This window comes from Curtobacterium sp. Arg-1 (assembly GCF_025643395.1).
In the GTDB taxonomy this organism is placed as follows: Bacteria; Actinomycetota; Actinomycetes; order Actinomycetales; family Microbacteriaceae; genus Curtobacterium; species Curtobacterium poinsettiae.
The window spans coordinates 3,639,006-3,665,189 of the sequence record NZ_CP095731.1 but is presented as its reverse complement, the minus strand read 5'-3'; the positions used below and the strand labels follow the sequence as shown (position 1 = coordinate 3,665,189).

Annotated in this window: 33 protein-coding genes; 20 read left to right on the top strand and 13 right to left on the bottom strand. The window is 70.2% G+C overall.

Annotation, left to right across the window (positions count from 1 at the left end; translation table 11 throughout):
• Positions 1 to 151: 151 nt before the first annotated feature.
• Positions 152 to 637: a GNAT family N-acetyltransferase gene (locus MXD64_RS17635; RefSeq protein ID WP_017887837.1), complete on the bottom strand. Its 486-nt coding sequence runs from the start codon at positions 635 to 637 to the stop codon at positions 152 to 154.
• 68 nt (positions 638 to 705) lie between these two features.
• On the opposite strand from MXD64_RS17635, the gene MXD64_RS17630 reads away from it, so the two are divergent.
• Both MXD64_RS17630 and MXD64_RS17625 read left to right on the top strand, forming a co-directional pair.
• The gene (locus tag MXD64_RS17630) at positions 706 to 1,275 is read left to right on the top strand and encodes a GNAT family N-acetyltransferase (protein ID WP_017887838.1); all 570 of its coding nucleotides are present in this window, start codon (positions 706 to 708) and stop codon (positions 1,273 to 1,275) included.
• 134 nt (positions 1,276 to 1,409) lie between these two features.
• Positions 1,410 to 1,784 carry a DUF3021 family protein gene (locus MXD64_RS17625; protein WP_017887839.1) on the top strand — a complete coding sequence of 125 codons (375 nt, stop codon included), beginning with the start codon at positions 1,410 to 1,412 and terminating at the stop codon, positions 1,782 to 1,784.
• A gap of 69 nt (positions 1,785 to 1,853) precedes the next feature.
• On the opposite strand, the gene MXD64_RS17620 is transcribed toward MXD64_RS17625, so the two are convergent.
• The 3 genes from MXD64_RS17620 to MXD64_RS17610 form a co-directional block, all read right to left on the bottom strand.
• The gene (locus tag MXD64_RS17620) at positions 1,854 to 2,672 is read right to left on the bottom strand and encodes a hypothetical protein (RefSeq protein WP_263136892.1); all 819 of its coding nucleotides are present in this window, start codon (positions 2,670 to 2,672) and stop codon (positions 1,854 to 1,856) included.
• A gap of 209 nt (positions 2,673 to 2,881) precedes the next feature.
• Positions 2,882 to 3,349, bottom strand: coding sequence for a tetratricopeptide repeat protein (locus MXD64_RS17615; protein ID WP_017887842.1), 468 nt, complete (start codon positions 3,347 to 3,349; stop codon positions 2,882 to 2,884).
• Positions 3,350 to 4,173: 824 nt separating this feature from the next.
• The gene (locus MXD64_RS17610; RefSeq protein ID WP_263136891.1) at positions 4,174 to 4,608 is read right to left on the bottom strand and encodes a hypothetical protein; all 435 of its coding nucleotides are present in this window, start codon (positions 4,606 to 4,608) and stop codon (positions 4,174 to 4,176) included.
• Between the two features lie 283 nt (positions 4,609 to 4,891).
• Between MXD64_RS17610 and MXD64_RS17605 the strand changes: the two genes are divergently transcribed.
• The 5 genes from MXD64_RS17605 to MXD64_RS17795 are packed head-to-tail and all read left to right on the top strand — an operon-like array spanning position 4,892 to position 7,407.
• On the top strand, positions 4,892 to 5,356 hold the full coding sequence (locus tag MXD64_RS17605; RefSeq protein ID WP_263136890.1) for a hypothetical protein: 465 nt from the start codon (positions 4,892 to 4,894) through the stop codon (positions 5,354 to 5,356).
• A 54-nt stretch (positions 5,357 to 5,410) separates the two neighbouring features.
• A complete protein-coding gene (locus tag MXD64_RS17600; protein WP_017887847.1) occupies positions 5,411 to 5,830 on the top strand; it encodes a DoxX family protein in 420 nt (139 codons plus the stop codon).
• A gap of 48 nt (positions 5,831 to 5,878) precedes the next feature.
• On the top strand, positions 5,879 to 6,439 hold the full coding sequence (locus MXD64_RS17595) for an MOSC domain-containing protein (RefSeq protein WP_017887848.1): 561 nt from the start codon (positions 5,879 to 5,881) through the stop codon (positions 6,437 to 6,439).
• Entirely contained in the window at positions 6,439 to 6,747 is a 309-nt protein-coding gene (locus tag MXD64_RS17800; protein ID WP_317629845.1) for an NAD-dependent epimerase/dehydratase family protein, read from the top strand. The genes MXD64_RS17595 and MXD64_RS17800 overlap by 1 nt, the downstream gene beginning before the upstream one ends.
• Positions 6,748 to 6,789: 42 nt before the next feature.
• A complete protein-coding gene (locus MXD64_RS17795; protein ID WP_317629844.1) occupies positions 6,790 to 7,407 on the top strand; it encodes a reductase in 618 nt (205 codons plus the stop codon).
• Between the two features lie 23 nt (positions 7,408 to 7,430).
• Here the strand turns inward: MXD64_RS17795 and MXD64_RS17585 are convergent, their stop codons facing one another.
• Complete coding sequence (locus MXD64_RS17585) at positions 7,431 to 7,877, bottom strand: MarR family winged helix-turn-helix transcriptional regulator (protein WP_317629843.1); 447 nt, start codon at positions 7,875 to 7,877, stop codon at positions 7,431 to 7,433.
• Between the two features lie 174 nt (positions 7,878 to 8,051).
• Between MXD64_RS17585 and MXD64_RS17580 the strand changes: the two genes are divergently transcribed.
• The 4 genes from MXD64_RS17580 to MXD64_RS17565 all read left to right on the top strand — a co-directional run bounded on the left by MXD64_RS17580 (position 8,052) and on the right by MXD64_RS17565 (position 11,349).
• Positions 8,052 to 8,705, top strand: coding sequence for a hypothetical protein (locus MXD64_RS17580; protein WP_017887851.1), 654 nt, complete (start codon positions 8,052 to 8,054; stop codon positions 8,703 to 8,705).
• A gap of 105 nt (positions 8,706 to 8,810) precedes the next feature.
• The gene (locus MXD64_RS17575; protein ID WP_214584699.1) at positions 8,811 to 9,695 is read left to right on the top strand and encodes a S26 family signal peptidase; all 885 of its coding nucleotides are present in this window, start codon (positions 8,811 to 8,813) and stop codon (positions 9,693 to 9,695) included.
• Entirely contained in the window at positions 9,692 to 10,549 is an 858-nt protein-coding gene (locus MXD64_RS17570) for a LamG domain-containing protein (RefSeq protein ID WP_071250004.1), read from the top strand. The genes MXD64_RS17575 and MXD64_RS17570 overlap by 4 nt, the downstream gene beginning before the upstream one ends.
• Before the next feature lie 230 nt (positions 10,550 to 10,779).
• A complete protein-coding gene (locus tag MXD64_RS17565) occupies positions 10,780 to 11,349 on the top strand; it encodes a manganese efflux pump MntP (RefSeq protein WP_017887854.1) in 570 nt (189 codons plus the stop codon).
• 89 nt (positions 11,350 to 11,438) lie between these two features.
• Here the strand turns inward: MXD64_RS17565 and MXD64_RS17560 are convergent, their stop codons facing one another.
• Positions 11,439 to 11,774, bottom strand: a complete 336-nt coding sequence (locus MXD64_RS17560) for a DUF4190 domain-containing protein (protein WP_017887855.1) — start codon at positions 11,772 to 11,774, stop codon at positions 11,439 to 11,441.
• Between the two features lie 85 nt (positions 11,775 to 11,859).
• On the opposite strand from MXD64_RS17560, the gene MXD64_RS17555 reads away from it, so the two are divergent.
• Positions 11,860 to 12,216, top strand: coding sequence for a hypothetical protein (locus tag MXD64_RS17555; protein WP_140448609.1), 357 nt, complete (start codon positions 11,860 to 11,862; stop codon positions 12,214 to 12,216).
• Positions 12,217 to 12,245: 29 nt separating this feature from the next.
• Here MXD64_RS17555 and MXD64_RS17550 read toward each other — a convergent pair whose 3' ends face one another.
• Entirely contained in the window at positions 12,246 to 13,691 is a 1,446-nt protein-coding gene (locus MXD64_RS17550; RefSeq protein ID WP_263136887.1) for a hypothetical protein, read from the bottom strand.
• Positions 13,692 to 13,830: 139 nt separating this feature from the next.
• Between MXD64_RS17550 and MXD64_RS17545 the strand changes: the two genes are divergently transcribed.
• The 3 genes from MXD64_RS17545 (at position 13,831) to MXD64_RS17535 (ending at position 16,610) form a co-directional block, all read left to right on the top strand.
• The gene (locus tag MXD64_RS17545) at positions 13,831 to 14,553 is read left to right on the top strand and encodes an SDR family NAD(P)-dependent oxidoreductase (protein ID WP_263136886.1); all 723 of its coding nucleotides are present in this window, start codon (positions 13,831 to 13,833) and stop codon (positions 14,551 to 14,553) included.
• Positions 14,554 to 14,650: 97 nt separating this feature from the next.
• Positions 14,651 to 15,343 (top strand): DUF6766 family protein, encoded by a 693-nt coding sequence (locus MXD64_RS17540; RefSeq protein WP_263136885.1) that lies wholly within the window; start codon positions 14,651 to 14,653, stop codon positions 15,341 to 15,343.
• A 142-nt stretch (positions 15,344 to 15,485) separates the two neighbouring features.
• Entirely contained in the window at positions 15,486 to 16,610 is a 1,125-nt protein-coding gene (locus MXD64_RS17535) for a LacI family DNA-binding transcriptional regulator (RefSeq protein WP_259553163.1), read from the top strand.
• Here the strand turns inward: MXD64_RS17535 and MXD64_RS17530 are convergent.
• Entirely contained in the window at positions 16,540 to 16,935 is a 396-nt protein-coding gene (locus MXD64_RS17530; RefSeq protein ID WP_017887859.1) for a MerR family transcriptional regulator, read from the bottom strand. The two genes, MXD64_RS17535 and MXD64_RS17530, sit on opposite strands and share 71 nt — an antisense overlap.
• Positions 16,936 to 17,030: 95 nt before the next feature.
• On the opposite strand from MXD64_RS17530, the gene MXD64_RS17525 reads away from it, so the two are divergent.
• Positions 17,031 to 17,732 (top strand): SDR family oxidoreductase, encoded by a 702-nt coding sequence (locus MXD64_RS17525; RefSeq protein ID WP_042539945.1) that lies wholly within the window; start codon positions 17,031 to 17,033, stop codon positions 17,730 to 17,732.
• A 121-nt stretch (positions 17,733 to 17,853) separates the two neighbouring features.
• The gene (locus MXD64_RS17520; protein ID WP_159556166.1) at positions 17,854 to 18,837 is read left to right on the top strand and encodes a matrixin family metalloprotease; all 984 of its coding nucleotides are present in this window, start codon (positions 17,854 to 17,856) and stop codon (positions 18,835 to 18,837) included.
• An 87-nt stretch (positions 18,838 to 18,924) separates the two neighbouring features.
• Here the strand turns inward: MXD64_RS17520 and MXD64_RS17515 are convergent, their stop codons facing one another.
• The gene (locus MXD64_RS17515; protein WP_042539941.1) at positions 18,925 to 19,575 is read right to left on the bottom strand and encodes an NAD(P)H-binding protein; all 651 of its coding nucleotides are present in this window, start codon (positions 19,573 to 19,575) and stop codon (positions 18,925 to 18,927) included.
• A 125-nt stretch (positions 19,576 to 19,700) separates the two neighbouring features.
• Here MXD64_RS17515 and MXD64_RS17510 point away from each other — a divergent pair, with 125 nt between their 5' ends.
• Both MXD64_RS17510 and MXD64_RS17505 read left to right on the top strand, forming a co-directional pair.
• Positions 19,701 to 20,186, top strand: coding sequence for a DUF4126 family protein (locus MXD64_RS17510; protein WP_017887863.1), 486 nt, complete (start codon positions 19,701 to 19,703; stop codon positions 20,184 to 20,186).
• A gap of 252 nt (positions 20,187 to 20,438) precedes the next feature.
• Positions 20,439 to 21,410: an NAD-dependent epimerase/dehydratase family protein gene (locus tag MXD64_RS17505; RefSeq protein ID WP_263136884.1), complete on the top strand. Its 972-nt coding sequence runs from the start codon at positions 20,439 to 20,441 to the stop codon at positions 21,408 to 21,410.
• A gap of 9 nt (positions 21,411 to 21,419) precedes the next feature.
• Here MXD64_RS17505 and MXD64_RS17500 read toward each other — a convergent pair whose 3' ends face one another.
• From MXD64_RS17500 to MXD64_RS17490, 3 genes are all read right to left on the bottom strand, one after another.
• Positions 21,420 to 22,613: an MFS transporter gene (locus tag MXD64_RS17500; RefSeq protein ID WP_194589934.1), complete on the bottom strand. Its 1,194-nt coding sequence runs from the start codon at positions 22,611 to 22,613 to the stop codon at positions 21,420 to 21,422.
• Between the two features lie 154 nt (positions 22,614 to 22,767).
• Complete coding sequence (locus tag MXD64_RS17495) at positions 22,768 to 22,971, bottom strand: hypothetical protein (RefSeq protein ID WP_017887867.1); 204 nt, start codon at positions 22,969 to 22,971, stop codon at positions 22,768 to 22,770.
• Entirely contained in the window at positions 22,968 to 23,888 is a 921-nt protein-coding gene (locus MXD64_RS17490; RefSeq protein ID WP_081612321.1) for a helix-turn-helix transcriptional regulator, read from the bottom strand. Before MXD64_RS17490 ends, MXD64_RS17495 begins: the two co-directional genes overlap by 4 nt.
• 86 nt (positions 23,889 to 23,974) lie before the next feature.
• Here MXD64_RS17490 and MXD64_RS17485 point away from each other — a divergent pair, with 86 nt between their 5' ends.
• Entirely contained in the window at positions 23,975 to 24,859 is an 885-nt protein-coding gene (locus MXD64_RS17485; RefSeq protein WP_214518525.1) for an aldo/keto reductase, read from the top strand.
• 255 nt (positions 24,860 to 25,114) lie between these two features.
• On the opposite strand, the gene MXD64_RS17480 is transcribed toward MXD64_RS17485, so the two are convergent.
• On the bottom strand, positions 25,115 to 26,128 hold the full coding sequence (locus MXD64_RS17480) for a PQQ-dependent sugar dehydrogenase (protein ID WP_317629842.1): 1,014 nt from the start codon (positions 26,126 to 26,128) through the stop codon (positions 25,115 to 25,117).
• Positions 26,129 to 26,184: the final 56 nt, after the last annotated feature.

Below are 26,184 nucleotides of genomic sequence, written 5' to 3'. Positions count from 1 at the left end.
CACCTTCACTGCGAGGGACCGCGGACCACCTATGTGAGACGGAGTCTCGCGGCAGCCAGCGCGAGGATGGGGATCTCAGCGATGCAGCGACTTCGGTCGCGGGAACTGACTCCGCGTTCGGTGCGAGCAGCTGAGTCCGGCAGCCGATCGGCTATTGAGGCGCAAGGCTGCGCCTGTAGTAGACAAGCGACTCGTCACGGTCGATCTCAAGGAACCCGTTCTTGATTAGGACCCGTTGCGACTCGATGTTCTCGAGGTCGGTGTCGGCGACGGCGAAGCGAGCCCCCCACGACGACGCACTCTCGAGCGCCAACCGAACCGCTTCGGTTGCAAGACCTACCCCTCGTGCCGACGGGACGAGACCGTAACCGAACTCCACCTGGTCCGTCGTATCTGGCGGACCGAAGAAGCCGAAGCCTCCGACTGCTCTCCCATCCTCAGTTCGCCGGAGCAGGTACATCGTGAACGGTGTGTTCGTCGGTTCTGCAGCCGCGAGGGATTTCAGCGGGTTGAGCTCATCGTCCAAGGGATACTCACGGTGCCAGTCGTCCCCAGGCAGCTCCTCCCGCTCGATGATTCGCCGAGCGAGGTCGGGAGAGATCGGCTCCAGCGATAGACGAGCACTTCGAAGAATCATCTGCCGATCATCCCATCGCGTCCGTTTGGTGATCAGTCACCGAACCTGACTCTTGAGAGGATGACGGGGTGCGCACTTCTCCGTGGCCCGCTCAGAGCGGGGCTCTCCTCCTCCGCGATCCTCGGCCCGAGGACGCAGACCAGCTCGTCGCCCTGCGGAACAACCCGGTCGTCAACCGGTTCATGCTCCGCACTCATGTCAATCCGGACGCCTACGCCCAAGAGTGGGCCAGCATTCCCGACAGCGACACCGACTTCTCCTGCATCGCGGAGCTGGACGGCCAGCTCGCCGGGCTGGGCTTCCTCGACGTCGTAGACGGCCTGGGACAGCCGGGGATGCCGCTGGCGACGCAAGGCGTCATCGGTTACATGCTGCAACCCGACCTCGCCGGACAGGGACTGGGAACAGACCTGGCACGCGGTCTCCTGACCGCGGCGTTCGACGTGCTCCGGCTCAGACGCGTCACCGCGAGCTGTAACGCTGACAACATAGCCTCCGCCCGCGTACTCGAGAAGAACGGCATGCGACGTGAGCAGCACGGCGTCGAGGACTCCTGGCACGCTGACTTGGGCTGGGTCGACGGCTACCAGTACGCCATGCTCGATCGCGAGTGGACCGCCGCTCGGACCGTCCGATAGCCGATCCGCTATCGGACACCAGCCGGCCGGTCGACAGGTCGTCCTTTGAATGGGCTGTACGAGCGGACTCTGATGTGTGGTCGACTGGGCGCAAACCAGGGGGCACCATGCAACAACCACGTAGGCGAATCGCTTTGCGCGCCGTCCTCCTGGCAGCGATCCCGCTGGTGCTCATGTCCGCGATCGGTGCTTTCCTCCTCCACGACGGACAGGCCGAGGACGGTCGCAGCACCTTCACGGTCGGCGTAATCATTGCAGCTGTGTCCGCGTCGTCCGTCATCTACCAGGTGGACCGTTGGTCCCTCATGCGGCAGTCGCTCACGCACCTCACCATGATGCTCGTCACCGTCCTCCCCGCGCTGCTGCTCAGCGGCTGGTTCCCGGTGGACACGGTCGGCGGCGTGCTCCTCGTCGTCGCGGTGTTCGCGCTCGTGGGCTTGGTCCTCTGGTCGTCGCTGTTCCTCATCATGCGCTTTGTCGAGCGCCGCCAGGCCGCGCGCGTGCAGTAGCCCTCTCTGACTGGCGGCTCGGCATACGTTCGACTCGTCATCGCGCGGCGTCGTCCGGACCGGGATCGGCTACCGGACGCAACACACCACGTGTGCGTGGGCGCTCGGGCCTGTCAGTCGTCGGGCCGATCGCGCGCTCGCCGCGCCAGAGAACTGAGCCCCACGGCAGCGAGGACCGGGCCGAGAAGCGCGATCGGAAGCGGCGTTGACAACGCGATCAGCGTGAGGGCCATGATGCTCGCGCCCACGACCAATGCCAGGATCGCGAAAGCTGGTTGCATGTACCGCTCCTTCGGTCGGATGAAGACGACGGCCGAGACGTTGCCGACTGCCCCGTTCTCGACAGCATGGTAGGAGGATGCCGCGCGCTTCGTTGTGGTTCTTCTTGCAACTGTCCGCGTTCAGCCACGCCAACGCCGCGCCGGAGTCGGCCTGGTTGCCGGAGCCCTTCTCCTTGTCCTCAACGTTCCAGATGGGCGCGTTCGCACCGAAATTGGCGTCGTGCAACGACCCGAGCTTGGTCGACTTGCCACTGGTGTCGTCCGTCGCCATGTCGAGGTGTTGCAGCTTCGCGCACTTGTTGATGTCGAACTCCAGGGTCGCGACGTCTCCCGGATCGGTCTGCCCAGCGAAGTAGTTCGCGAACTTCCAGTGGCCTCCGAACTCCCACCCGTCCAGAGTGTTGACCTTGACGACCCAGACCTTGAAGACGTCTGTCGGGAGCGAGGAGAGCGTCGTCGTCGCCTGTCCGCGATGAGCCGCAGCCGCGTCTGCAGCGTCCTTCTGACCCTGCGCTGTGGTGCCGTCGACGAGCTTCGGCTGGCCTTCGAACCGTACCTGGATGTGAGTGTCGAACAGGCGCAGCGCTTCGGCATCTTGGGCAGCCAAGCGGCAGGGGCCGGGGGCAAGAACCCTTGAAGCGCTCGAATCTCACGATCCGGTGACAGACCTGTCCGAGCGCCTCCCCGAAGGAGCGGCGACCGGAACCAGTCAGCCCGCGCTCGGGCTCGTCGATAGGGCGAACGCGAGTGCGGGTACCGCGCGGAGCGCTGACGGCGCCGAGATCGGAGGTCTCACGACACCGGTTCGGCCGGCGATCATCCGATGTCCACGCGACTGCGTGCGACCGCCAAACCCTGCTCTGCTGAGGCGAGGAGCACCGGGTCTGCTGTTCGTCGGAGTTCGACGGCTTGCTGGAAGTCCTCGATCGCGCGTCTTATTTCGCCGTTCGCGAGGAGGGCTTTCCCCCGGTGTTGCCGCATCACGGCCTCGCGTGCCGTGCCCAAGCTCTCTGCGACAAGGACGTCATACTCCCCCACAGCAAGAGCGGTGTCCCCGAGATCGCGACGGCAATCGGCAGCAAGCGCCCGCACTCGGGGCGTCTGCTGGAGCGATTCGAGGCCGTGAAGAGCAGCGCGGGCGTTCCCGGTCCACAGCAGTTCGATCGTCTCGGCAAGTGGATCCCCAGCGAGGCCGGCTCGGAAGGCGTCCAGGTCGGTGACGGCGGGGCGGAGGTCGGCAGCTCTGATGATCCAACCGGGTCCACCGTCGACGTCGCTCACCATGCAACGAGGGTAGGTGCCTGTCGTGGCTGCCGGCCGGACTGTTCGCGACCGGACACATCGTGGTGATGCGCCGGGTGGCGGCGACCGGGACAGCTCCTTCGGTACGAAGACGGTCTTGGATGCGGCAGCAGACCGAGGAGAATTGGCTCATGTTCGACTGGCAGACGGGACCAACGGGTGATCCGACACCGTAGGCGCTTGACTCTGGTGGGTGTGTTGATCTCGTCCGCTGCGCTTCTGATGACTGCGTGCGCCGATCACGGTCCGCATACTCCGGCGAGCATGGACTCTTCGTTGACCCCAGAACAGTCACACGACAACGTCATAGACATCTTCCAGGCGGTGAAGTCCGTCGTGGGTGAGGGGGCTGGGACGAGGGAACCGAGTTCGAGTGGAACGACTGTTCGTCCAATGGCGAAGACGGAGCGCAATTCACGCTCACAGCCATCCGCAAGCACCCGCTGCTTGCCACTCCAGCCGTCGTGACCGGGCGAGTTGCTGCAGCGTTGAAGACGTCGGTCGGGTTGGACGGTGCCCCTGTCGAGCACGATGACACGCTCAAGCCCGCACGAACCGTGATCGCCTACCCGAACGGTTACAACGGCGGCACTTCTGCCGATGGGTTCGGTGTCGAATTCCAGTCCGGCACGGACTTCGCCAGCCTTCTCGTCTACGGGCACTGCGTGCCAGGGAAGCCCCCGAAGTTGGGAACTCCGCTCAACCCGCGCCCTTCCGACGCTCCGAAGCCGCTGCGAGCCGGGCCGTCGCTCCGCTCCTGAGCCTGATCGCTCACAAGACGGGCAACTGGCTCGTCGCTCGCCGTGTCAGCGGCACGCCCAATCGGTCCCGAAGGCTTCGTGCACGCGCCGGAGTGCTTCGGGGTTGCCCCACTCGTCGATCTCCGAGCAGTCGGCGGAGGAGCGCGCTGCGACGAGACCCCAGTTGCCGACGCTCTGCCACGAGTACCGGGTGTCGGAACTCGAGCCCGAGGATGCGCCGCCGCCACCTTGCTGCTCCGGAAGCTGCAGCTGCTCACCGTCGGGGAAGACCAGCACCTGACCCAGCGGGTCACAAGTCGGCAGGCGCGTCGTGTCCAGCTGCTCGACCGAGACCATCGCTGCGGTGGTGCAGGGCGACAAGGTGGCTTCCCCCGCAGAGAGCGTCAGGAAGTCGTCGTCCCGATCGGGCTGGGCACAGCCGACGAGTGCGACTGCAGCCGCTGCGAGGATCGCGGGTGCGGTCAGGAACTGAGGGATCACCACCTCAGTCTTGTCCTCGCCCGGCTTCTCGGGTTCACTGCGCTCATGGGTCTCGTCGAAGCAACAGCGTCGTGTGTCGAGTCAGTTCCGGAATGCAACGACACGATGAGCGCATCCACCGACCTGCTGTCGGCGGCGTGGCTCGCATCGGCCGTGGTCGTCGCGGTGCTCGTGGTCTTCGTCGTGATCGTCCTGCGGCGTCGTCGCCGACGGTAGGGCTCTCGCCTCTGGCCCGCTGGACACCTCGACGTGTTAGGTTGTGCACAACCTAATGGAGCACATCGTGAAACTGACCAGCTCGCTCGATCTCGTCACCGGCGTCCTGCTCGCCGGGCACGGCATCGCCACGGTTCGCCGCACCTCGCTGCGCGCCCGAGCCCAGCAGATGCAGCGCCGGGGCTTCGAGCCGGGCGTCCCGCACGCACTCGGCATCCCGGCGCTGCAGGTCCTGTCCGGGCTCGGAGTCGCTGCCGCAGCGGTCCGCCGTGCGCCCGGGCGCGACCTGGTCGGCACCGGCTCCGCCATCGCGGCGACCGCCCTGGGCGGGACCCGGCTCGTGATCGACCTCGAGGACCAGTCGGTGACGACCACAACCGGTGCTGCCGGGGCACTCGCACTCGCCGGTGGGCTTCGACTCCTCACCTCGACCCGCGGCCGTCCGGTCGCCCGGATCCTCACGCTCGGTGCCGCCGCTGCCGCGATCACGTTCGAGGCCGCACGCCGACGCCGAGTCCTCCGCAGCCGCTGACCTCGTCCTCCCACTCCACCGAACCCCACCCCGATCGTGAAAGGCACCACTCCGATGGCAACCCGCACCCCCGCAGTCCGCTCAACGCTCCCCCGGACCATCGTCCGCATCCTGTTCGGCGCGATGCTCACGTGGGCTGGCATCAGCCACCTGACCGTGGCGCGCGAGGAGTTCCAGGCGCAGGTGCCGAAGTTCGTGCCGCTGCCGACGGACGTCACGGTGATCGCGTCCGGCGTGGTGGAGATCTCGCTCGGCGCTGCGCTGATGCTCCTGGCGCGGCGACAGGTGACCGTGGGGTGGGTCGTCGCGGTGTTCTTCCTGGCGGTCTTCCCGGGCAACATCGCGCAGTGGATGCACCACCGCGACGGCTTCGGTCTGGACACTGACACCAAGCGCTTCGTCCGCCTGCTGTTCCAGCCCGTGCTCATCGCGATCTCGCTCTGGTCCACGAACGCCCTGCGCAAGCGCCGCTGAACAACGCCGCACTCGCGCCGCGCGGACGATGGGTGCAGAATCGGCCCCATGAGCGGGGACGACGAGGACCAGCCGCGCGTGGTCGCGGTCAGCAAGGACGGCGAGCACCGGTTCAGCAAACCGTTGGTCGACGCGGTGACCCTGGTCGCCGGGTGGGGCATCGAGGGGGATGCTCACGCCGGTACGACCGTGCAGCACCGCTCCCGGGTCGCGCGTGACCCGTCGCAGCCGAACCTGCGACAGGTCCACCTGCTCCACGCCGAGCTGTTCGACGAGGTCGCCGAGGCCGGGTTCAGCGTCGAGCCGGGCCAGATGGGCGAGAACGTCACGACGAGCGGCATCGACCTGCTCGGGCTGCCGGAGGGCACGGTGCTGCACCTCGGCGGCGACGCCTCGGTCCGGGTCACCGGCCTGCGGAACCCCTGCCAGCAGATCAACGGCTTCGAACCGGGGCTGCTCCGCGCGGTGCTCGGACGAGCCGAGGACGGCACCGTCGAGCGCAAGGGTGGTGTGATGAGCGTCGTGCTCACCGGTGGCACGGTCCGACCGGGCGATCGCATCCGGGTGGAGCTGCCCACCGGCGAGCGACGAGCACTCGAGCCGGTCTGATGCCGCAGCCCACGCGACGCGTCCTGGTGCTCGGTGGAACCGGCTGGCTCGGACGGACGATCGTCGACGAGCTGTTGATCGAGGGTGCCGACGTCACGTGCCTCGCCCGGGGCACCACCGGCAGCATTCCCGAGGGTGCACGCTTCGTCCAGGCGGATCGGTCCCTGCCCGGCGCCTACGAACCGGCCACCGGCACCTGGGACGAGGTCATCGAACTCGCTCACGCCCCCGAGCTCGTCGCCCCGGCGCTCGACGCCCTCGCCGACCGGGCCGCCCACTGGACGCTGGTGTCCACGGTCTCCGTCTAAGCGGAGAACGACGAACCGGGCGCCGATGAGTCCGCCCGGCTGGTGGAGCCGAAGGACCCGTCCGCCTACGCCGACGCGAAGGTCCTCGCCGAGCGCACCACGCGGCTCCGGCTCGGGTCGCGGCTGCTCATCGCACGGCCGGGGCTGATCGTCGGCCCGGGTGACTCCAGCGACCGGTTCGGCTACTGGCCGGCACGCCTCGATCGCGGCGGGCCCGTGCTGGTGCCGACGACGGCGGAGCGCTTCGTGCAGGTGATCGACGTCGCGGACCTCGCCTCCTGGCTCGTCCGGGCCGGGCGCGACGGGTTCGTCGGCACGGTCAACGCCGTCGGTGCACCGGTGCCGATGCACGACTTCCTGCGGTGCGTGGCCGAGGTCACCGGGTTCGAAGAGGAGCTCGTCGCGGTGGAGGACGACGTCCTGCTTGCACACGACGTGGCCTACTGGGCGGGCCCCCGATCACTCCCCCTGTGGATCCCGGTGTCGGACGCGGGGTTCGCGCAGCGCTCCGCAGTGGCGTTCACCGACGCCGGCGCGGTGACCAGACCCCTCCGGGACACCGTCGTGCGGGTGCTCGACGACGAGCGTGCCCGCGGGACGGATCGGGAACGCCGTGCCGGCCTCACCTCGACCGAGGAACGGGCGGTCCTCGCCAGGTAGACCCGCGGTCCCCACCAGGAAGGTCAGGACGCAGCGGCAGCCTGCTCGTACAGACTCGTCGCCAAGTCGTTGAGCACCTCGTGCAGGTCCCCGTTGTGCGCCCCGTCGACGGCCCGGAGCATCGCCGCGTACCGCTGCTGGTAGTCCGACACGACGACATGGCCCGGGGGGAGCAGCCGCAGCAGTGAGCCTCGGCGATCGGCCGGGTTCGGTGCGCGCTCGAGGAGCCCGGCGGCGCTCATCCGGTCGATCATGTTCGTCACCGCACCGGAGGTCAGCCCCAGGTACCCGGCGACCTCGGTCGGCGTGGAGTACCCGGTGTCGCTGATGAGCACCATGGCCCGGAGCGCGTTCTCGTGCACGCCCGCGCGAGCGCTCAGCTGACTCACCAGGCTCGCGTTCGCGCGCACCACAGCGGTGAACGCGGTCATGAGCTCGGCTGCGCTGTCACCGCTTCGTGCTGCTGTCACGACGGTCTTCCTCCGGGTGGGGTGATGGGGGGACGAGGGCCGTCCCCCGCACTGGGGTAAGTATACGAGTCGCACACATGCTCAATCACTGACTATCTTAACCATTGAAGCAAAACAGCCCGAATGTCTTGCTCCCCCCCGACCACTGAGCATCACCGAACGAAGAGGTACCCCGTGTCCACCAAGCTCCGCACCTCCGCACTGAAGCGGATCCGCTTCGCCCCCGTGGCCCTCCTCGCAGGCATCTTCGCCGCCGTCCTGCTCTCCCTCTCGCTCACCGGCACCCTGTCAGGATTCGCCGCGAGCATCACGAACAGCAGCAACACCGCCGCCAGCGGCACGCTGATCATGCAGGAGCAGAACGCCGGCGCGACCGTCACCTGCCTCAGCACCGACGGCGGCTCGGTCTCGACGAACTCGGCGACCTGCTCGACGATCAACAAGTTCGGCGGCAGCACGACGATGACCCCGGGCAACACGGTCAACACCGCGATCTCGATCAAGAACACCGGCACCGCGAACGCCAGCACCTTCACGCTGAACCCGGGCGCCACGTGCACCCAGTCGGCGAACGGTTCGGCCAACGGCACCGCGACCGACCTGTGCGCCAAGATGAACCTCGTCGTCACCTCTGGCTCGACCACCGTGTTCAGCGGCACCCTCGCCAGCTTCAAGGGTGCGGCCGCGTCGGCCATCACGATGCCGCAGGCCCCGGCCGCCGGTGCGAGTGTCCCGTTCAACTTCGCGGTGACCCTGGACTCCTCGGCCGGCAACACCTACCAGGGCCTCGCCGCCTCGGTCCCGATGACCTGGACGTTCACGGCCTGATCCGGCCCGATCCGGTCCCCATCACCACTCCCCAGACCGGCGACGCTCGGCCGACCCCCCTCCGGTCGAGCGTCGCCGTTTCCCTGAACCCCCGGAGCAGCACCCATGAGCCAGACCGCAGCGATGCCGCTCAGCGGCATGCTCGACCGCCCGGTCCTGCGCGGCCGCCAGGTCACCCGCTCCGAGACCGTCCTGGCGTGGTCGGTCGCCGCGATCGCTGCACTCCTGCTCACCGCCGCCGTCCTGTTCCTCTCCGCCGGCGGCCGCTGGTTCGTCGTCGAGACCCCCTCGATGGGCGAGGCTGCCCCGGTCGGCACCCTCGTGCTCGACCTGCCGGTGGACGCCTCCACCCTGCGGGTCGGCGAGATCGTCTCGTTCGAGACCTCCGCCAACCCGGACGTCGTCTACACGCACCGCATCGTGTCGATCGACGCGGACGGTGGGCTCCACACCCGTGGTGACGTCAACGGCGCGATCGACCCGTGGACGCTCACCCAGGCGGACGTCATCGGCACCCCGGCGCTCCTGGTCCCGCACCTCGGGTGGCTGTTCCGGGCCGCCTCGGTCCTGCTCATCGGCACGCTGATCATCCTGACCCTGACCAGCGCGTTCACCGACCGGGTGACCCGCACATGCCTGCGGATCACCGGCGGCGCCCTCACGGCCGCGTACGCGGCCTTCGTGTTCAAGCCGTTCGTCAACGTGACGACGATCACGAACACGTCGAGCCCGAACGGGGTCGAGGCGACCGTGGTCTCGTCCGGGATCTTCCCGGTCCGCATCGACGCCCACGGCGGCAACAGCGTCCACCTGGTCGACGGCGAGGTCGGGCGCGTCGTCATCCACGAGCTCACGGAGCACGGGAACTACCAGCTCATGTCGAACATCGACCTCGACCCCCTGGGTTGGGTCGCCTTGATCGCCGTGTGCTTGGTGCCGCTCGTGGCCTGCCTGGCGGTCGGCCGTGTCGAGGCGGTGCGTCCCTCGTGATCCTCGGTCGCCTGCGCGACGGCCGCGTCGTCGCTGTCCTGCTCGTGGTCGCCCTGGCTGTCGTCGTCCTGCTCAACCAGTTCGCGCCGACCCGCTCGGCCTTCAGCGCACGTGTGACGAACAGCACGAACACCGCGGCGACCGCGCCGTACTTCACGTGCACGGGTGCGGTCGGCGCCGACACCGCGAACGCGCTGTTCGCCTACCGCCTGACCGAGGCCTCGGGGTCGAGGACCGCGACCGACTGGTCGGGTCGCGGCTCCAACGGCACCTACCAGGGCACCATGACCGCGACCACGCCGAGTCCGAACGCCTGCCCACGTGACAGCGGCAGCGCCTACGCGCTGAACGGTTCCACGAGCTACGTCTCGACCCCCCGCTCGGTCGCGAACCCGACGACCTTCAGCGAGGAGGTCTGGTTCCGCACGACCGTCGCGGGCGGCATGCTCATCGGCTTCGGGAGCAGCCAGACCGGCGCGTCGAGCCAGCACGACCGGAAGCTCTACGTGACCACCACGGGGCAGCTCGCCTTCGGTACCTACACCGGCAGCGCCACGCAGGTGCTCACGTCGCCGAGGTCGTACACCGACGGCAGCTGGCACCACGTGGTGACGACGATGTCGCCGACCAACGGCATGCGCCTGTCCGTCGACGGCAAGCTCGTCGCGTCGAACGCGGCCTTCACGACCGCCGAGAACTTCACCGGGTACTTCCGCATCGGCTACGACGTCGTCAGCGGCTGGCCGGGTGCTTCCAGCAACCCGTACTTCACCGGGTCCATGCGGTACGCCGCCGTCTACAGCACCGAACTGACGGCCAGCCAGATCGCCGCGCACGCGGCCGCAGGTTCCTGACGCACTGACTGCCGGCCTGGAGGCGCATCGCGGCGCCGCCACGGGCCTCCAGTCCGTCCACTGGTCACGTCGACGACGTGGGCCGGGTTGGCGGACCGGGCCCACCAACCCCCAGATTCGGCGCGACGAATCCCGCTGATCAGGCCTTTTCGTGCCCCGGACCGTGCCAGGATCGTCAGGTCCTGAGACGTCGGCGTCTCCGTCCGACCCTCTCGAAAGGCGCCGTTCCCATGTCGTTCTGGGCCCTCTTCCTCATCGCGCTCGGCGTCTCCGCAGACGCCTTCGCCGTCGCCCTCGGCAAGGGCCTGCACATGAAGCGCTTCGACGTGCGGCACGCGATCGTGATCGCGCTGACGTTCGGGGTGTTCCAGGCGGTGATGCCCCTGATCGGCTGGCTGCTCGGGTCCGCGTTCGCGCAGTACATCGCGGCCTTCGACCACTGGGTCGCGTTCGGGCTGCTCGCGCTGATCGGCGGGAAGATGCTGTGGGAGGCGTTCTCGAAGCACGAGGACACCGAGCAGGACACCGATCGGCTGCCGGTCCGGGAGCTCCTCGTGCTCGCGGTCGCGACCAGCATCGACGCCCTGGCGGTCGGGGTCACCCTGGCGTTCCTGCCCGTGTCGATCGGCGGCGCGGTGCTGCTCATCGGGATCACCACCGCGGTGCTGTCGTTCGTCGGGGTCCTGGTCGGTCGCCGTGTCGGCGCCCGCTTCGGCAAGCCGGCGGAGATCGCGGGTGGTGTCGTGCTGATCCTGATCGGCCTGAACATCGTGCTGGAGCACACCGGCGTCATCGGCTGAGGCCGCGTCTCCGGAACCGACCCCGGACACACCGGAGGCCCGTGGCGAGCTGCCACGGGCCTCCGGTCTGGTGCTGGTGCTGGTGCGCGTCAGTAGCCGGTGGTGCTGCCCGCCGGGGCGTTCGCGACGGCTGTGATCACGAGGATGATCCACAGGATGCCGAACACGACCGACAGGGCGCTGATGATGACGCCAGCGAGGGCCAGGCCGCGGCCGCGCTCCCCGGTCTTCTTGATCTGCGAGAGGGCGATGATCGACACGACCAGGCCGGCGATGTTCACCACGAAGGCCAGGACGAACCCGACGATCGCCATGACGTTGAAGCGGTCGGACGACGGCTGCATGGGCGCACCGTACGGCTGTGGTCCGCCGCCGGCGTAGGGGTTCGGGTTCTGCTGGTTGAACTGGGGCGTGCCGTCACTCATGGCGCCGCGTCCTCTCTGGTCAGGGATTGTCGACACAGGAAACGTACAGGACCAGCGGGCTGAACGGGGGTGGGATCATCGGAACATGGGATGGCTGCGCCGACACGTGCTGCACGGCGGCCGGTACGACGAGCGTGATCGACGTGACCAGCTCCGGCGCTACGTCGTCCGGGGCGACCGGCTCGTCGCGTTCCTCACCGGTCACGGCGATCCGTCCGCCGCGCGGGTACGGGCGCGCGTGGACCATGCGCGGGAGCTGCTCGAGCACGGATGGTCCCGTGACGACCTGCTGACGGTCGCCGCCCCGGTGTGGGCACCGTGGCCGAGCAGCAAGGGGCGTGATGCGGGGGCGCCTGCTCCGGAGGACGCCGACCGGGCGGACGGGTTGATCGCGGACCTGAACGCCGTGGCACGCGAGCTGCGCGCCGTCGCCGAGGTCTGACGGTGCACTGACCGGCAGCACGACACCCGTCAGATGTCGAGCACTCCGTCCACCGCGTCCGACCGGTCAGCGATGTGGCCGGTGGCGATCTCCTCCTCCAGGTGCACCGTGACGTACGTCCAGTCCTCCACGTGCCCGGCGTCGTCGAACACCCGGTAGCGCCGGCGGAGCCGCAGGTACGGCACGGCGCGGTGCTCGAACGACACCACGAGCTCGGTCGCCGGCCACTCCCCCTCGACGGTGACGTCGACCGCCCGGTAGTCGCTCGCCGACCGGCGGGGCTCGGGGTGGTCGCGGGTCCACAGGATGCCGGGCTGGTCGAGGGCTTCGAACACGGCCACGAGGTCCGCGACCGCGCGCTCCCGTGCGGCAGCGTCCAGGTCGTGCAGCGGCCAGTGCGCGCCCTCGACGTCGGTCAGGTCGAACCGCTCCGTCCACGGAGCGAGGGCTGCTTCCAGACGCTCCTGTTCGTCCTCCGACGACGTCTCGTCCTCGTCGCTCGCGGGGCGGGACGGCAGGTCATCGGTGGTGATGACGCTGGGCAGTCCGGCAGCGACGTCGAGGTCGACCTCCCGGGACACGTAGACGATGCTTCGGAACACGGACGCGTCGGGGTCCCGTCGCGGACCGGTCGGTGCGTACCGGATGGTGAGCACCGAGCCCGTGCGGCGGACGTCCTCGACCAGGTGGTCGACGGCGATCGTCGTCCGGCTGCCGTCGTTGCGGACGAGCACCAGTTCAGTCGGCGGGGTCGGCAGGGGCGGAGCGGGTTCCGCCTGCGGTTCAGGCGGCGGGGTCGGCAGGGGCGGAGCGGGTTCCGCCTGCGGTTCAGGCGGCGGGACGAAGCCGCCCTCGACACCGCCGAAGCTGACGCTCCAGTACCGGGGCCCATCGTCGTCATCGTCGTCCAGCAGCTCGGGCTCGTCGTCCTCCGGCTCCTCGCCGGCAGCCAGCGCCGCCGCCCACTCTTCCGGTGACGGCCAGAACGGCTCCGACGGCGCCCACGGCAGGGTCTCCGGGTCGACGCCGTCGAGCGGGTCGTCCGAGTCCCCGTCGTCGTCCTCGACCGCCTCGTCGTCCTCCGGATCCTCGGAGTCCTCGTCCTCACCCATCCACATCGACGCGTCACGTGGGTCGCCGATCCACAGCCCCTCGACGTCCGCCCCGAGCACGCGTCGATCCCCGAGGTCGACCGCGCACGTCACCCCGGTCGGCGTGACGTGCACGGCCGTCCGCGACTCGGTGTCGAGGTCGTCTCCCGCGTCCTCGCGTGACAGGTAGACGACCCAGGCGCCGGCCGCGGTCGCGAGGACCTCGACGTCGTCGACCGCACCGTCCGGCAACGGCGCGTCCGGCCACGTCACCCACCGCACGTCGTCGCCCGTGACGACCGCCGCGACCGGTCGCGTGGCGTCCGGCACGATCGTCGCGTCACCGACGCCGACGGCGTCGATCGGCTCGAGGAAGCTGCTCATGCAGCGACCGTACCGCGGCCCTGTGGCCGGCCCGTGAACCAGACAGGAGGCCCGTGGCGGGCCCGCACCGTGCCTCCCGTCCGACCGTTGCCGGTCCACCTGCCGGACCCGCCGCAGCGGCCGGGCGCATGATGGGCGGATGGCACGCATCCTCGTCACCGGATCCACCGACGGCCTCGGGCGGGGAACCGCCGACGCGCTGCTCCGCAGCGGACACGACGTCGTCGTCCACGCGCGCACCACGGCCCGCGCCGAGGCGGTCGCCGACCTGGTGGAGCGCGGCGCCGAACTCGTCGTCGCCGACCTGGCGGACCGCGACGCCGTGATCGCCACCGCCCGGGAACTCGACGCCGGCACCCCGCTCGACGCCGTCGTGCACAACGCCGGCGTGATCTCGGGCCGTTCCCTGGTGCCCGTCAACGTCGTGGCGCCGTACCTGTTCACCGCGTTGCTGCGCTCGCCGGAGCGGCACGTGTACCTGAGCAGCGGGATGCACCGGGGCGGCCGCCCGCGCCTGGACACCGTCGACTGGACCGGCGCGTCGGAGACGAACTCGTACTCCGACACGAAGCTGTTCGTGACGGCGCTCGCCGCCGAGGTGCCGCTCCGACGCCCGGGCGTGCTGAGCAACGCCGTCGACCCGGGCTGGGTGGCGACCAAGATGGGCGGGGCCGGCGCTCCCGACGACTTCGAGCTGGGACACCGCACGCAGGAGACGCTCGCGACCGACCCGGACCAAACCGTGACGGGTGGTTACTGGTTCCACGGAGAGCGGCAGGAACCGCACCCGGCGGTCGCCGACCAGCGGTTCCGCACCGAACTGCTCGACGCGCTCGCCGAGGCCACCGGCATCACGCTCTGAGTCGCTGACGGAACCGCCGCGACCGGTCGGGTGCTCCTGCGAAGGCGTTCGTCGCGCCCGGACGAGGATGGCGTCGACACGACGAACGGAGGACCCGGTGACCCTCGGCCTGCACAACGGATCGAGCGGGTGGCAGCGCGTGCGACGGCACGGCCTGCTCCTCGCGAACGTCGCCGTCTTCGTCGTGTGCTTCGTCGGCATGGTGTTCGCCGGGTGGCGGGTGTCCGCGGCGGACGCGATGCAGCACGGCGAGGCGGCCGTGTCGCTCTGGGGCTTCCTGACGAGCGGCGACTTCGCCGAGGCCACCTTTGAGAACTGGGAGAGCGAGTTCCTGCAGATGGGCGCGTACATCGTGTTCACGGTGTTCCTGTTCCAGAAGGGGTCGAGCGAGTCCGAGCCCCTGGACGAACAGGGCCCGCAGGACGAGGACCCCCGGGAGCACGCCGACGACCCGAAGGCGCCGTGGCCGGTGCGCCGGGGCGGGATCGTGCTCGTGCTGTACGAGAACTCCCTGCTGATCCTGTTCGCGGTGCTGTTCCTCGGCAGTGTCGTCGGGCACGTGATCGGAGGCGCTGCGGCCTACAACGAGGAGCAGCTCGAACACGGTGACAGCGTGGTCTCGGCGTGGGGCTACCTGGGCACGAGCCAGTTCTGGTTCGAGTCGATGCAGAACTGGCAGTCGGAGTTCCTGGTCATCTCCGTGATGGTGATCGCCACCGTGTCCCTGCGGCAACGAGGGTCGAGCCAGTCGAAGCCCGTGGCCGCGCCGACGGAGCAGACCGGCGCCTGACCGGACGGGAGGCCCGTGGCGGGCCCGCCACGGGCCTCCCGTCCGGTCCGCACCACGCTGGTGCGGTAGCGTCCTGCCCAACGCAGTCCGCACACGTGAGAGGGGGCGCTCGATGGCGCAGGGGCACCGCTCTCCACCCACGATGAGCGACGTCGCCGCCGTTGCAGGTGTCTCGAAGAAGACCGTCTCGAACGTGCTGTCCGGCTACGAACACGTCTCCGTCCGCACCCGTGACCGCGTGATGGCCGCCGTCGACGAGCTCGGCTACGAGCTCAACGTCTCGGCCCGCAACTTCCGCGCCGGACGCTCCAAGGTGCTCGGCCTCGCGGTGCCGGAGCTGCGGCAGGCGTACTTCGCCGAACTCGCCGATGCCGTCATCCGCGCTGCCGGCGCCGTGGGCTACACGGTGCTGATCGAGCAGACCGCGAGCGGCGTGCGCGAGGCGGACGCGATCACCCGGATGCGCGAGCACTCCATCGACGGCATCATCTACAGCCCGTTGACCGTCCGACCGAGCGACGCCGCCGCGCTCGAGGTGAAGTTCCCCCTCGTCGTGCTCGGTGAGCCGATCCCGGACGCCCCCGTGCCGTTCATCGCGATGTCGAACGCCGACGCCCTGCGCGACGCGACCACCCACCTGCTCGACGCCGGTCGTCGTTCGATCGCGTTCATCGGTTCCGATCCGGCGGGCCCGGTGCGCACGGCGCAGGAGCGGTTGCGGGGCTACCGCGAGGCGCTCGACGACCACGGCGTGCCGTTCGCGCCCGACCGCGTGGTGCCGACCGCGCTGTGGCACCGGGCCGAGGGGGCGGCGGCTGCACGACAGCTCCTGGAAGCCGACGTGCCGGTCGACGGGATCGTCTGCTGCAACGACGCGCTGGCGCTCGGGGCGATGAGCGCGCTGCAGCTGGCGGGCCGGACCGTGCCGGATGACGTCGCGGTCGTCGGGTTCGATGACATCGAGGAGTCGGCGTACTCCACCCCGGCGTTGACCACGGTGTCGGCCGACTTCGACCGCACGGCGGCGACGGCCGTCGGGGTGCTCGTCGCCCAGCTCGAGGAGGGTGCCCCGGCGACACCCGGGGTGCTGCGCTCGCGCCACGCGCTGGTGGTGCGGGCGTCGTCAGCGACCCGTTCGGGACGGGAGGCCCGTGGCGGACCCGCCACGGGCCTCCCGTCCGTCCTGGGGTGGTGTCTCAGGCCGCGACCGGCTCCGCAGGTCGGTCACGCAGTGCCGGGCAGTGCTCGGCGGTGGGGTGCTCGGTGATCGCGATGACCTGCTCGAGGCGCCCGCGGACCGCCTCGAGCTCGGCCAGCTGCGCGGTGATCCGGTCCCGCTCCGCGAGGAGGAGCGCGAACGACTCCGGCGTCGACTCCCCGCGGTCGACGCACGGCAAGAGCTGCACGATCGTGCGGCTCGCGAGCCCGGCGGCGAACAGCTGCTGCACGAGCTGGACCCGCTCCACGGCTGCGTCCGTGTAGATCCGCTGCCCGCTCGCGGTGCGCGACGCGGTGAGCAGTCCCTGCTCCTCGTAGTACCGCAGCGAGCGGACGCTGACGCCGGTCGCGGCTGCGAGGTCACCGATGCGCATGTGGACTCCGATCCGGGCTTGCCCCTGACATGAATGTGAGGTCTTAGCGTAGCCGAGCCGCTGCGGGAGACACCCGCGCGGCAGGAGGAGACACCATGGACATCGCTGGATCGGTCGCACTCGTCACGGGCTCGAACCGGGGCATCGGACGCCGCTTCGCGCTGCAGCTGCTGGAGCGCGGCGCCACCAAGGTCTACGCGACCGCACGTCGACCCGAGCTCGTGGACATCGAGGGCGTCGTGGCGCTGCCGCTCGACATCACCGACCAGGCATCGGTCGAGGCGGCGGCCGCCGCCGCGGGCGACGTCACCCTGCTCGTGAACAACGCCGGCATCTCGACGACGGGCTCGTTGCTCACCGACGACCTCACCGATGCGCGCCGCGAGATGGACACGCACTACTGGGGGAACCTCGCGATGATCCGGGCGTTCGCGCCGGTGATCGAGCGGAACGGTGGCGGCGGCATCGTGAACGTCCTGTCCGCACTGTCCTGGTTCGTCTACCCGGGATCCGGCGCGTACGCGGCGGCGAAGGCTGCCGAGTGGAACCTGACGAACGCCGTCCGGTTGGAGCTCGCAGGCAAGGGGATCAGCGTGCAGGGGCTGCACCTCGGGGCGGCGGACACCGACATGATGGACGGCTACGAGGGGCCGAAGGTCGACCCGGCCGACGTGGCGCGGGCCGCGCTGGACGGCGTCGAGCGCGGTGCGGCCGAGGTCGTCGTCGACGACTGGAGCCGGATGGTGAAGGCATCGCTCGCCGATGCACCGGAGCGCTTCTACGCGCAGTTCGCCTGAGCGTCGCCCCTGACTGGGGGCATGTCCCCGCAGCGCAGTCCTGGACCCGGCGCTGGGTCATCAGCGACCATGGACCCGGATCAGGAACGGGGGGCACGTCGCCCGCCGCTGGAAGGGAACCATGCGTCCTGTCAGGAACGCACTCAGCACCGGGGCGATCGTCGCGATCCTCGCCGGGCTCACCATCACCGCAGCACCCGCCCAGGCGGCGACCCCGGGGACCGGCGCGAGCTGCGCCCCGGGGACCCTGTCGGTGCAGACCCTCGAGAGCGGCTGCACCGCGACGTCCGGCACGGTCGTCACGCCCGACGGCCGCACCTTCGCGCTCCCCGCACCGGGTGAGAGCGTGATGGCGAGCAGCACCTCGGCGCCGGGCGCGCCCGAGCTCGCCGACGTCCTCATCGCGAACAACGGCTCCGCCGGCGTCGCCGTCCGCGTGGACGAGGCATGGCGCGGGTCCGCTCCCGCCGTCCAGCAGGAACGTGCGCAGAGCCAGGCCGCGACCGCGCAGGAGCCCGCCGCGACGACCGCTGCGACCACGAAGTGCACGAGCACGGCGTGGAAGGCGTCCGGCTACAGCTGGGCGAGCACGGTCAAGTGGTACTACAACCAGACCGGCCAGAAGTCGACCTACGCCAAGGACGCCCTGCGCAAGGGCGCGAACGCGTGGAACGGCACCATCTCGGCCTGCGACCGCACGGTGACGTCGACGGCGAAGAACGACTACCTGCGCCTCGCGACCCAGAAGCCGAACCTCACCGACCAGGGCGGCTGCTCGCGCAACAACGGGTACAACGTGATGGGCTGGGGCAAGCTCCCCACCGGCACCCTCGGGGTCACGTGCGTCTGGTTCGACGGCAACGGCAACGCCCGTGAGGCCGACCAGCGCTACGCCACCGGCTTCAAGTGGAGCTCGACGGCCACCTGCTCGGGCGCCCGCTTCGACACCCAGGTCGTCGCGACGCACGAGTGGGGCCACCTGTACGGGCTCGACCACGTCGCCACCGGTACCGGTCAGGTCATGGAGCCGTCCGGCGGCTACTGCGAGCTCGGCGGCCGCACGCTCGGCCGCGGCGACATGACGGGCATCTCGACGCTCTACTGAGCTCGATGCGCTCCTGGGACAACGACGGGGTCGCGGCGGAGAACCGCCGCGACCCCGTTCGTCTGTCTGTGGGGCTGGAGGTCTTGCTCAGACCGCGTCGGCGCGCAGGAACTCCGCCACCGGGGTCGACCCCTCGTTGAACCGGAAGGTGTTGCCGGCCGTGCCCGGGTTCTCGACCACGTCCGCGACCACGTGCGCCACGTCACCGCGCGGCACCTGGCTCGACGTGCCGTCCCAGTCGACGGACCCGGTCGGCTCGTCATCGGTCAGGGTGCTCGGGGCGACGATCGTCCACTGCAACCCGGAGTCGCGGAGCACGGCGTCGGCGATCATCTTGGACTGCGCGTAGGCGAAGAAGTCCTGGTCCTGCGGGACCCCGTGGTCGAGCTGCGAGCCGGAGAACGACACCATCACGTAGCGGTCGACCCCGGCCTGCTCCGCCCCCTGGATCGAGAGCACCGCGGCGTCGCGGTCGATGGCCCAGGTGCGGTCGACGGAACCGCCACCGGCACCGGCCGACCACACCACCGCGTCGTGCCCGCGCACGAGCTCGGCGAAGTCGTTCAGGGACTGCTGCTGGATGTCCGCGACGTGCGGTTCGCCGCCGTGCGCCCGGATCTCGTCGGACTGATCGGCGTTCCGGATGACGGAGGTGACGGTGTGCCCGCGCTCGGACAGGATGCGGGTGGCGAGGAGTGCGACCTTGCCGTGGCCGCCGAAGACGATGACGTTGCTCATGGTCCGGACGCTACTCGGGGCGGCTCCGTACCCGGGGAACGCGGGACGTCGACCAGTCGCCCGCGATGCTCGGAACACCCGGGGGCACCGTGCGTACCGTCGGGGGCAACACGACAGGAGTCACGATGAGCAAGCAGCACGAGCAGCACACCCTGGTCCGCACCCTGGTCCTCGGCATCATGAGCGGCGGCCGGAGCGCCACCCCGCTCGCCGTCCTCGCACTGAACCACGACCGGTCCTCGTTGAAGGGGTCGTGGCAGCAGTGGAAGGTCTTCAGCACCCCGCTCGGCCGTGGGCTGCTCGTGGCGTCCGCGGTCGGTGAGCTCATCGGCGACAAGCTGCCGAAGACCCCGAACCGCATCGCCCCCTCTGCGCTGCTCGGTCGCGTCGCGTCCGGTGCCCTCGCCGGTGCGGCCCTCGGCACCACCGGCAAGCGCGACCTGCGCATCGAGGGCGCGATCCTCGGTGGCGTCGGCGCCCTCGTCGGCAGCTTCGTCGGCTGGGGCGTGCGCAAGCTCGTCGGGAGCACGGGACTTCCCGACCCGGTCGTCGCGCTCGCCGAGGACGCCGCGGTCGTCGCGGGCTCGGTGAAGGTCATCACCGCCGACTGAGGGGTGGGAGCGGCGGTCAGGACGTGCCGCTCAGGCCCGTGGGGTTGTCGCGATCTGTCGGTCGCCGGGTCGGTGGCCGACAGTTCGTGACCGGTCGGCGTTCGCCTCGCGACGTGTCGTGACCCGCCGACCGACCGGCCGACCGACATCCCGACAGCGGTAGGCACGGTGCCCGACCGCCACGGGCCTTCCCGATCGCCACACCCGACCGTTCCTGCTCACGATCCGCAGGTCGCGGCCTACGGTGGCCCCATGCACATCGTCGTCATCGGAGCCACCGGCCACATCGGCTCGTTCCTCGTCCCCCGTCTCGTCCGCTCGGGTCACCGGGTCGTCGCCGTCACCCGCGGCACGAGCAACCCGTACGTCGATGCCCCGGAGTGGCAGCAGGTCGAGCGGATCACCGCCGACCGCGAGCAGGAGGACCGCGACGGCACCTTCGGCAGCCGCATCGCCGCGCTCGGTGCCGACGCCGTCGTCGACCTCGTCTGCTTCACCGAGTCCTCGGCCGCAGCGATGGTCGACGCGCTTCGTGGCACCGGCACGCACCTGGTGCACTGCGGCTCGATCTGGCGCGCGGGTGTGTCGCACGTGCTGCCGATCACCGAGCAGAACGCGACCCAGCCGTTCGGCGACTACGGCGTCCAGAAGGACGCCATCGCGCGGATGCTCAAGGAAGAAACTGCATCAGGCGGTTTGGTCACGACGTCCCTGCACCCCGGGCACATCAGCGGGCCGGGCTGGACGCCGATCGGTCCGCTCGGCAACCTCGACACGTCGGTGCTGACGAAGCTGTCCGCCGGCGAACCGCTCGAGGTCCCCGGGCTCGGTGCCGAGACGATGGCACACGTGCACGCCGACGACGTCGCGCAGGCGTTCCAGCTGGCGGTCGAACACCGCAACGCTGCGGCCGGCGAGGACTTCTTCATCACGGCCCCGACGGCGCTCACCGCGCGCGGGTACGCCCACCTGGCAGCGTCCTGGTTCGGCCAGGAGGCCCGGCTCGACTCCGTCACGTGGGACCGGTTCCGCGAGACCACGGCTCCGGAGCACGCTGACGCCAGCTGGGAGCACCTGTCCCGCAGCCAGGTCTTCAGCACCGAGAAGGCGAACCGGCTGCTCGGCTACGGCCCGGCGTTCACCGCCGAGGAGACCGTGCTCGACGCCGTGCGCTGGCTCGTCGACCACGGGGAGCTCGAGGTCGCGAACCCCCTGGTCCGCTGAGCACCGTGGTCACACCCGCTCCGGCTCGACCACGAGCCCGCGGTTCCGGTGCACGACCCAGACCGTCGCCGCGAACCCGGTCAGCACCGCGGCGCCGATCGTGACCGCTGTCCAGCCCCCGGCGTTCCACAGCACCGACGCCAGCGCGGAGCCGATCGCCCCGCCGATGAAGTTCGAGGTGACGAAGGCGGTGTTGAGCCGACTCCGCGCGGCCGGGTCGACCGAGAACAGCCGGGTCTGGTTGAGCACGTTCGCGGCCTGCACGGCGACGTCGAGCAGCAGCACGGCGAGCAGCACCACGACGATCGAGTGCGCACCGATCCCGGCGACGACCAGGGAGACGAGCAGGAGCACGATCGCTCCCCCGGTGACGGGTACCGACAGCCCCCGGTCGTGCAGTCGCCCGACCCGCTGCGCCGCCACGGCACCCGCGAGCCCCACCAGGCCGACCAGCCCGATGCTGCTGGTGGAGAAGTCGTAGGGGTCGCTGCTGAGCAGGAACGTCAGGGCGGTCCAGAACATCGTGAACACGGCGAAGACCGACGAGCTGATCACGAGCGTGACCTGCACGGTCCGGTGGGTCCCGATGGCACGGAACACCGACAGGATGAGCTGCGGGTACCGCACCCCGCCGCGGGCTTCGAGCTCCGGGATGGCGCGGCGCAGCAGCACGGCGAGGACGATCGCGACGACAGCGGCGAGCACGTAGATCGCACGCCACCCGAACGCGTCCGCGACCAGGCCGCTGATCGTCCGCGACACCAGGATGCCGGTGAGCACCCCGGACGCGATCGTGCCGACCACGCGTCCGCGCTGTGCGGGGTCGGCGAGGTCCCCGGCCAGCGGGATGAGGAGCTGCCCGGCGACCGTGGTCAGCCCGACCAGCGCCAGGGCGACCAGGAGCGTCGCGAAGGTCGGAGCGATCGCGGCGAGCAGCAGCGCGACGGCGGAGGCGACGAGCACCCAGGGGATGAGGCGCCGGCGGTCGAGGACGTCCCCGAGCGGCACGACGAGCAGGATGCCGAGGGCGTAGCCGACCTGGGTCAGCGTGACGAGCAGTCCGGCGAGCGACGCCGAGGTGCTGAGCGACGATGCGATGTCGTCGAGCAGCGGCTGCGACCAGTACAGGTTGCCGACCGCCGCTCCCCCGGCGACGGCGAACAGCAGTGTCCGGCCCGTCGACATCGAGTGCTCCGTGCTCATGCTCCGGGTGCTCCGAGCGAGGCGTTCCGCAGGGTCTCGTCCACGAAGTCGGCGTGGTTCCGGGTGAACTCGGGGTCGGTGTCGACGAACGGCATGACCTCGACGCTAGGGCCGACCGCGGGGCCGTGACAGGTGCTGTCTTCCCCCTCAGCCGTCACCGCCGCCGGAACAGCTCCCCCAGGTGCCACGGCCCGGGCGCGAGCCGCACCGCTGCCTCGGCTCGGACCCGTTCCTCGAGTTCGCGGTCGCGGGTGAGTTCGTGGATCTCCTGCTCGGCACGCCACCGGAACCGCAGTCGACCGAGGAACCCGGTCGTCGGAGCCTGGACGACGGTCTCGACGGACTCGGTCTCGTTCACGCGTCCTCCCCGGCAGCAGCAGCGGCGGCAGCGCCAGCAGCACCAGCGGAGATGGTGTCCGTCGACACGGCCGTCGCGCTCGTCGCAGCGAGGTTCGCCAGCAGCTGCAGCCGTTCCTCGGAGGACGACCCGGGCTCGGTGCCGTACACGACCATGGTCAGTCCGGAGTCGGTGACGAGCTCCATCGTCTCGTAGGTCATGTCGATGTCGCCGACGTCCGGGTGGTGCACCCGCTTCACGCCGCTCCGGTGCCGCATCACGTCGTGCGCGGCCCAGCGTCGCCGGAACTCGTCGCTGCGGGTGGAGAGCTCCCCGATCAGGTCCGTCAGCCCCTTGTCGTACGGCGAGCGGGCCGCCTCGGCGCGCAGCGCGGCGACCACGTCCCCGGCGACCGAGTCCCAGTCGCGCCAGAACTGCTGCCCCCGCGGGTCGAGGAACGCGAAGCGCGCGGTGTTCGGGGTACCGGAGGGCGAGAGGAACAGCGGCGAGTACACCGCTCGGGCGAGGCTGTTGCCGGCCAGGAAGTCGAAGCGTCCGTTGCGGACCCAGGCGGGCGCGCTGATCGAGTCGAGCACCCGCTGCACGTTCGGCCGCACCTTCGACGTCGGGGTCGTCCGGCGCGAGGCCCCCGAGGCGTTCTGCAGGCGGGCCAGGTCGAACAGGTGCGCGTGCTCGGCGTCGTCGAGACGGAGCGCGCGGGACAGCGCTTCGAGGACGCCCTCGGACACACCGGTCAGGTTCCCGCGCTCGAGGCGGACGTAGTAGTCGACGCTCATCCCCGCGATCAGTGCGAGCTCTTCACGACGCAGTCCCTTGACGCGGCGGACCCCGCCGAAGTCGGGCAGCCCGACCTGCTGCGGCGTGACGCGCTCGCGGCGTGTGCGCAGGAAGTCACGCACTTCGCTCCTGGTGTCCATGCGTCCACGGTACGGCCGGCAGGGTGGCGGAAGCAGGGGCTGCTGGTACCCGTCAGGTGGCGCCCGGCGGTCGTAGCGTCGTCGGCATGGAGACAGTCACCCTGAACAACGGCCTCGAGATCCCCGCCATCGGTTTCGGCGTGTTCCAGAGCGCCCCGGAGGAGACCGTGGACGCCGTCCGCACCGCCCTCGAGACCGGGTACCGCCACATCGACACCGCCGCCGCGTACGGCAACGAACGCGAGGTCGGCGAGGGCATCCGTGCCTCGGGCGTCGACCGTGACGACATCGTGGTCGAGACCAAGATCTGGGTCTCGGACTACGGCTTCGACGAGACCCTGCACGCCTTCGACAAGGCCACCGGCAAGCTCGGCTTCGACACGATCGACGTGCTGATCCTGCACCAGCCCGCGCCGGACCGCTTCGAGCAGACCGTACAGGCGTACCGGGCGCTCGAGCGCCTGTACGCCGACGGCCGGGTCCGCGCGATCGGTGTGAGCAACTTCATGCCGCACCACCTGCGCTCCCTGCTCGAGCAGTCCGACGTCATCCCGGCGCTCAACCAGGTCGAGCTGCACCCGTACTTCACCCAGCCGGACGTCCAGCGCGCCGACGCTGCGCACGGCATCCTCGACCAGGCGTGGTCCCCCATCGGCGGCATCACGTTCTACCCGGGCTGGGGTGACGAGCGGGTCAGCGTGATGGACGACCCGACGATCGGGTCGATCGCCGAGGCGCACGGCAGGACGCCGGCGCAGGTGATGCTCCGCTGGCACGTGCAGCAGGGGCGGAACGCGATCCCGAAGTCGACGAACCCCGGTCGCATCGCCGAGAACTTCGACGTCTTCGACTTCGCGCTGACCAATGACGAGCTCACGCGGCTCGATGCGCTGGACACCGGCCGTCGCAACGGCCCGGACCCGGACGGGGCGGACACGAGCCGGTTCGACCGGGTGATCCCGGAGGCCTGACGCGACCACGAGCGGCCCGGAGGCGCGGTGCGGGCCGCGCTCGGCCGTGCGGTGGTCGCCACCTCCGCGTCAGGCGACCTGGTGCGAACGAAGGGCCACAAGCCTCCCGTTCACGTGCGCGTGAACGGGACGGAGACGATCCGGTCGTCCCCGCTCGACGGCGTCCCGCGGCCGTCGGTGTTGTTCGTGACGAACCAGAGCGTGTCCGACGGCCCCTCGAGCACCGTCCGGATGCGGCCGAAGTCACCCGCGAAGCTACTCGGTCGCGGTGCCGGGCTCGTCGGCGGGGACCGCCCGGAGCACCTCGCCCCGCAGGTTCGCGACGAACACGGTGTCGTCGACGACGGCGAGGCCGCTCGGGGACGCCTCATCGGTGGACCACTGCTGCACGGGGTCGACGAAGCCCTGGTCCTCGCCGCCGGTGCCCTCGACCTCGGGCCAGCCGTAGTTCGATCCCGGTTCGATCACGTTGAGCTCGTCGTGCGTGTTCTCGCCGAACTCCGACGCGAACATCGTGCCGTCCGACGACCACCCCATGCCCTGCACGTTGCGGTGCCCGAGGCTCCACACCGGCGACCCGTTGATCGGGTTGTCGGCGGGGACGTCGCCGTCCGGCGTGAGCCGCAGGATCTTGCCCGCGAGCGAGTCCTCGTCCTGCGCGTCCGTGCTCGCACCGGCGTCCCCGACGCTCGCGTAGAGCATGTCGTCCGGGCCGAACGCGATCCGGCCGCCGTCGTGGAACGAGTTCCTCGGCAGGCCGTCGATGATCGTCGTCGCCTCGCCGAGCCCCCACGACCCGGTGTCCCCGGTCAGCTCGTACCGCTGGATCCGGTTGCCGTCGTCGGCCGTGGAGTACACGAACAGGTCGTCGTCGTGCAGTGCGAGCCCGAGCAGTCCTCCCTCGCCGCCGTGGCTGACACCGTCGACGGTGCCGACCTGGCGGGTGGTGCCGTCGGACCGCAGCTCGAGCACCCGGGCCGAGTCGCGCTCGCTGACCAGCGCGTCGCCGTCGTCACCCGTCAGGACCACCGACCAGGGGGCCTCCAGGCCGGTGACCACGTCGGTGGTGTCACCGTCGAGCGCCACCTGACCGGCCGCCAGATCGGCGGGTGCGGACGCGCGCGCCGTCGGTGCGCCGCCGCTGCCGGATCCGTCCCGCTCTGCTCCGTCGCCACTCGTGCAAGCGGAGAGGACCAGGGCGGCGACCGCGGCGAGGCCGGCCACCGACCAGAGGCGGCGGCTGCGGGGTGTTCCGGCGGGTGTGTCCACGATGATCCTCCCGGGGTCGTGGGTCGATCACACACGCTGCGTTCGGGAAACCCCTG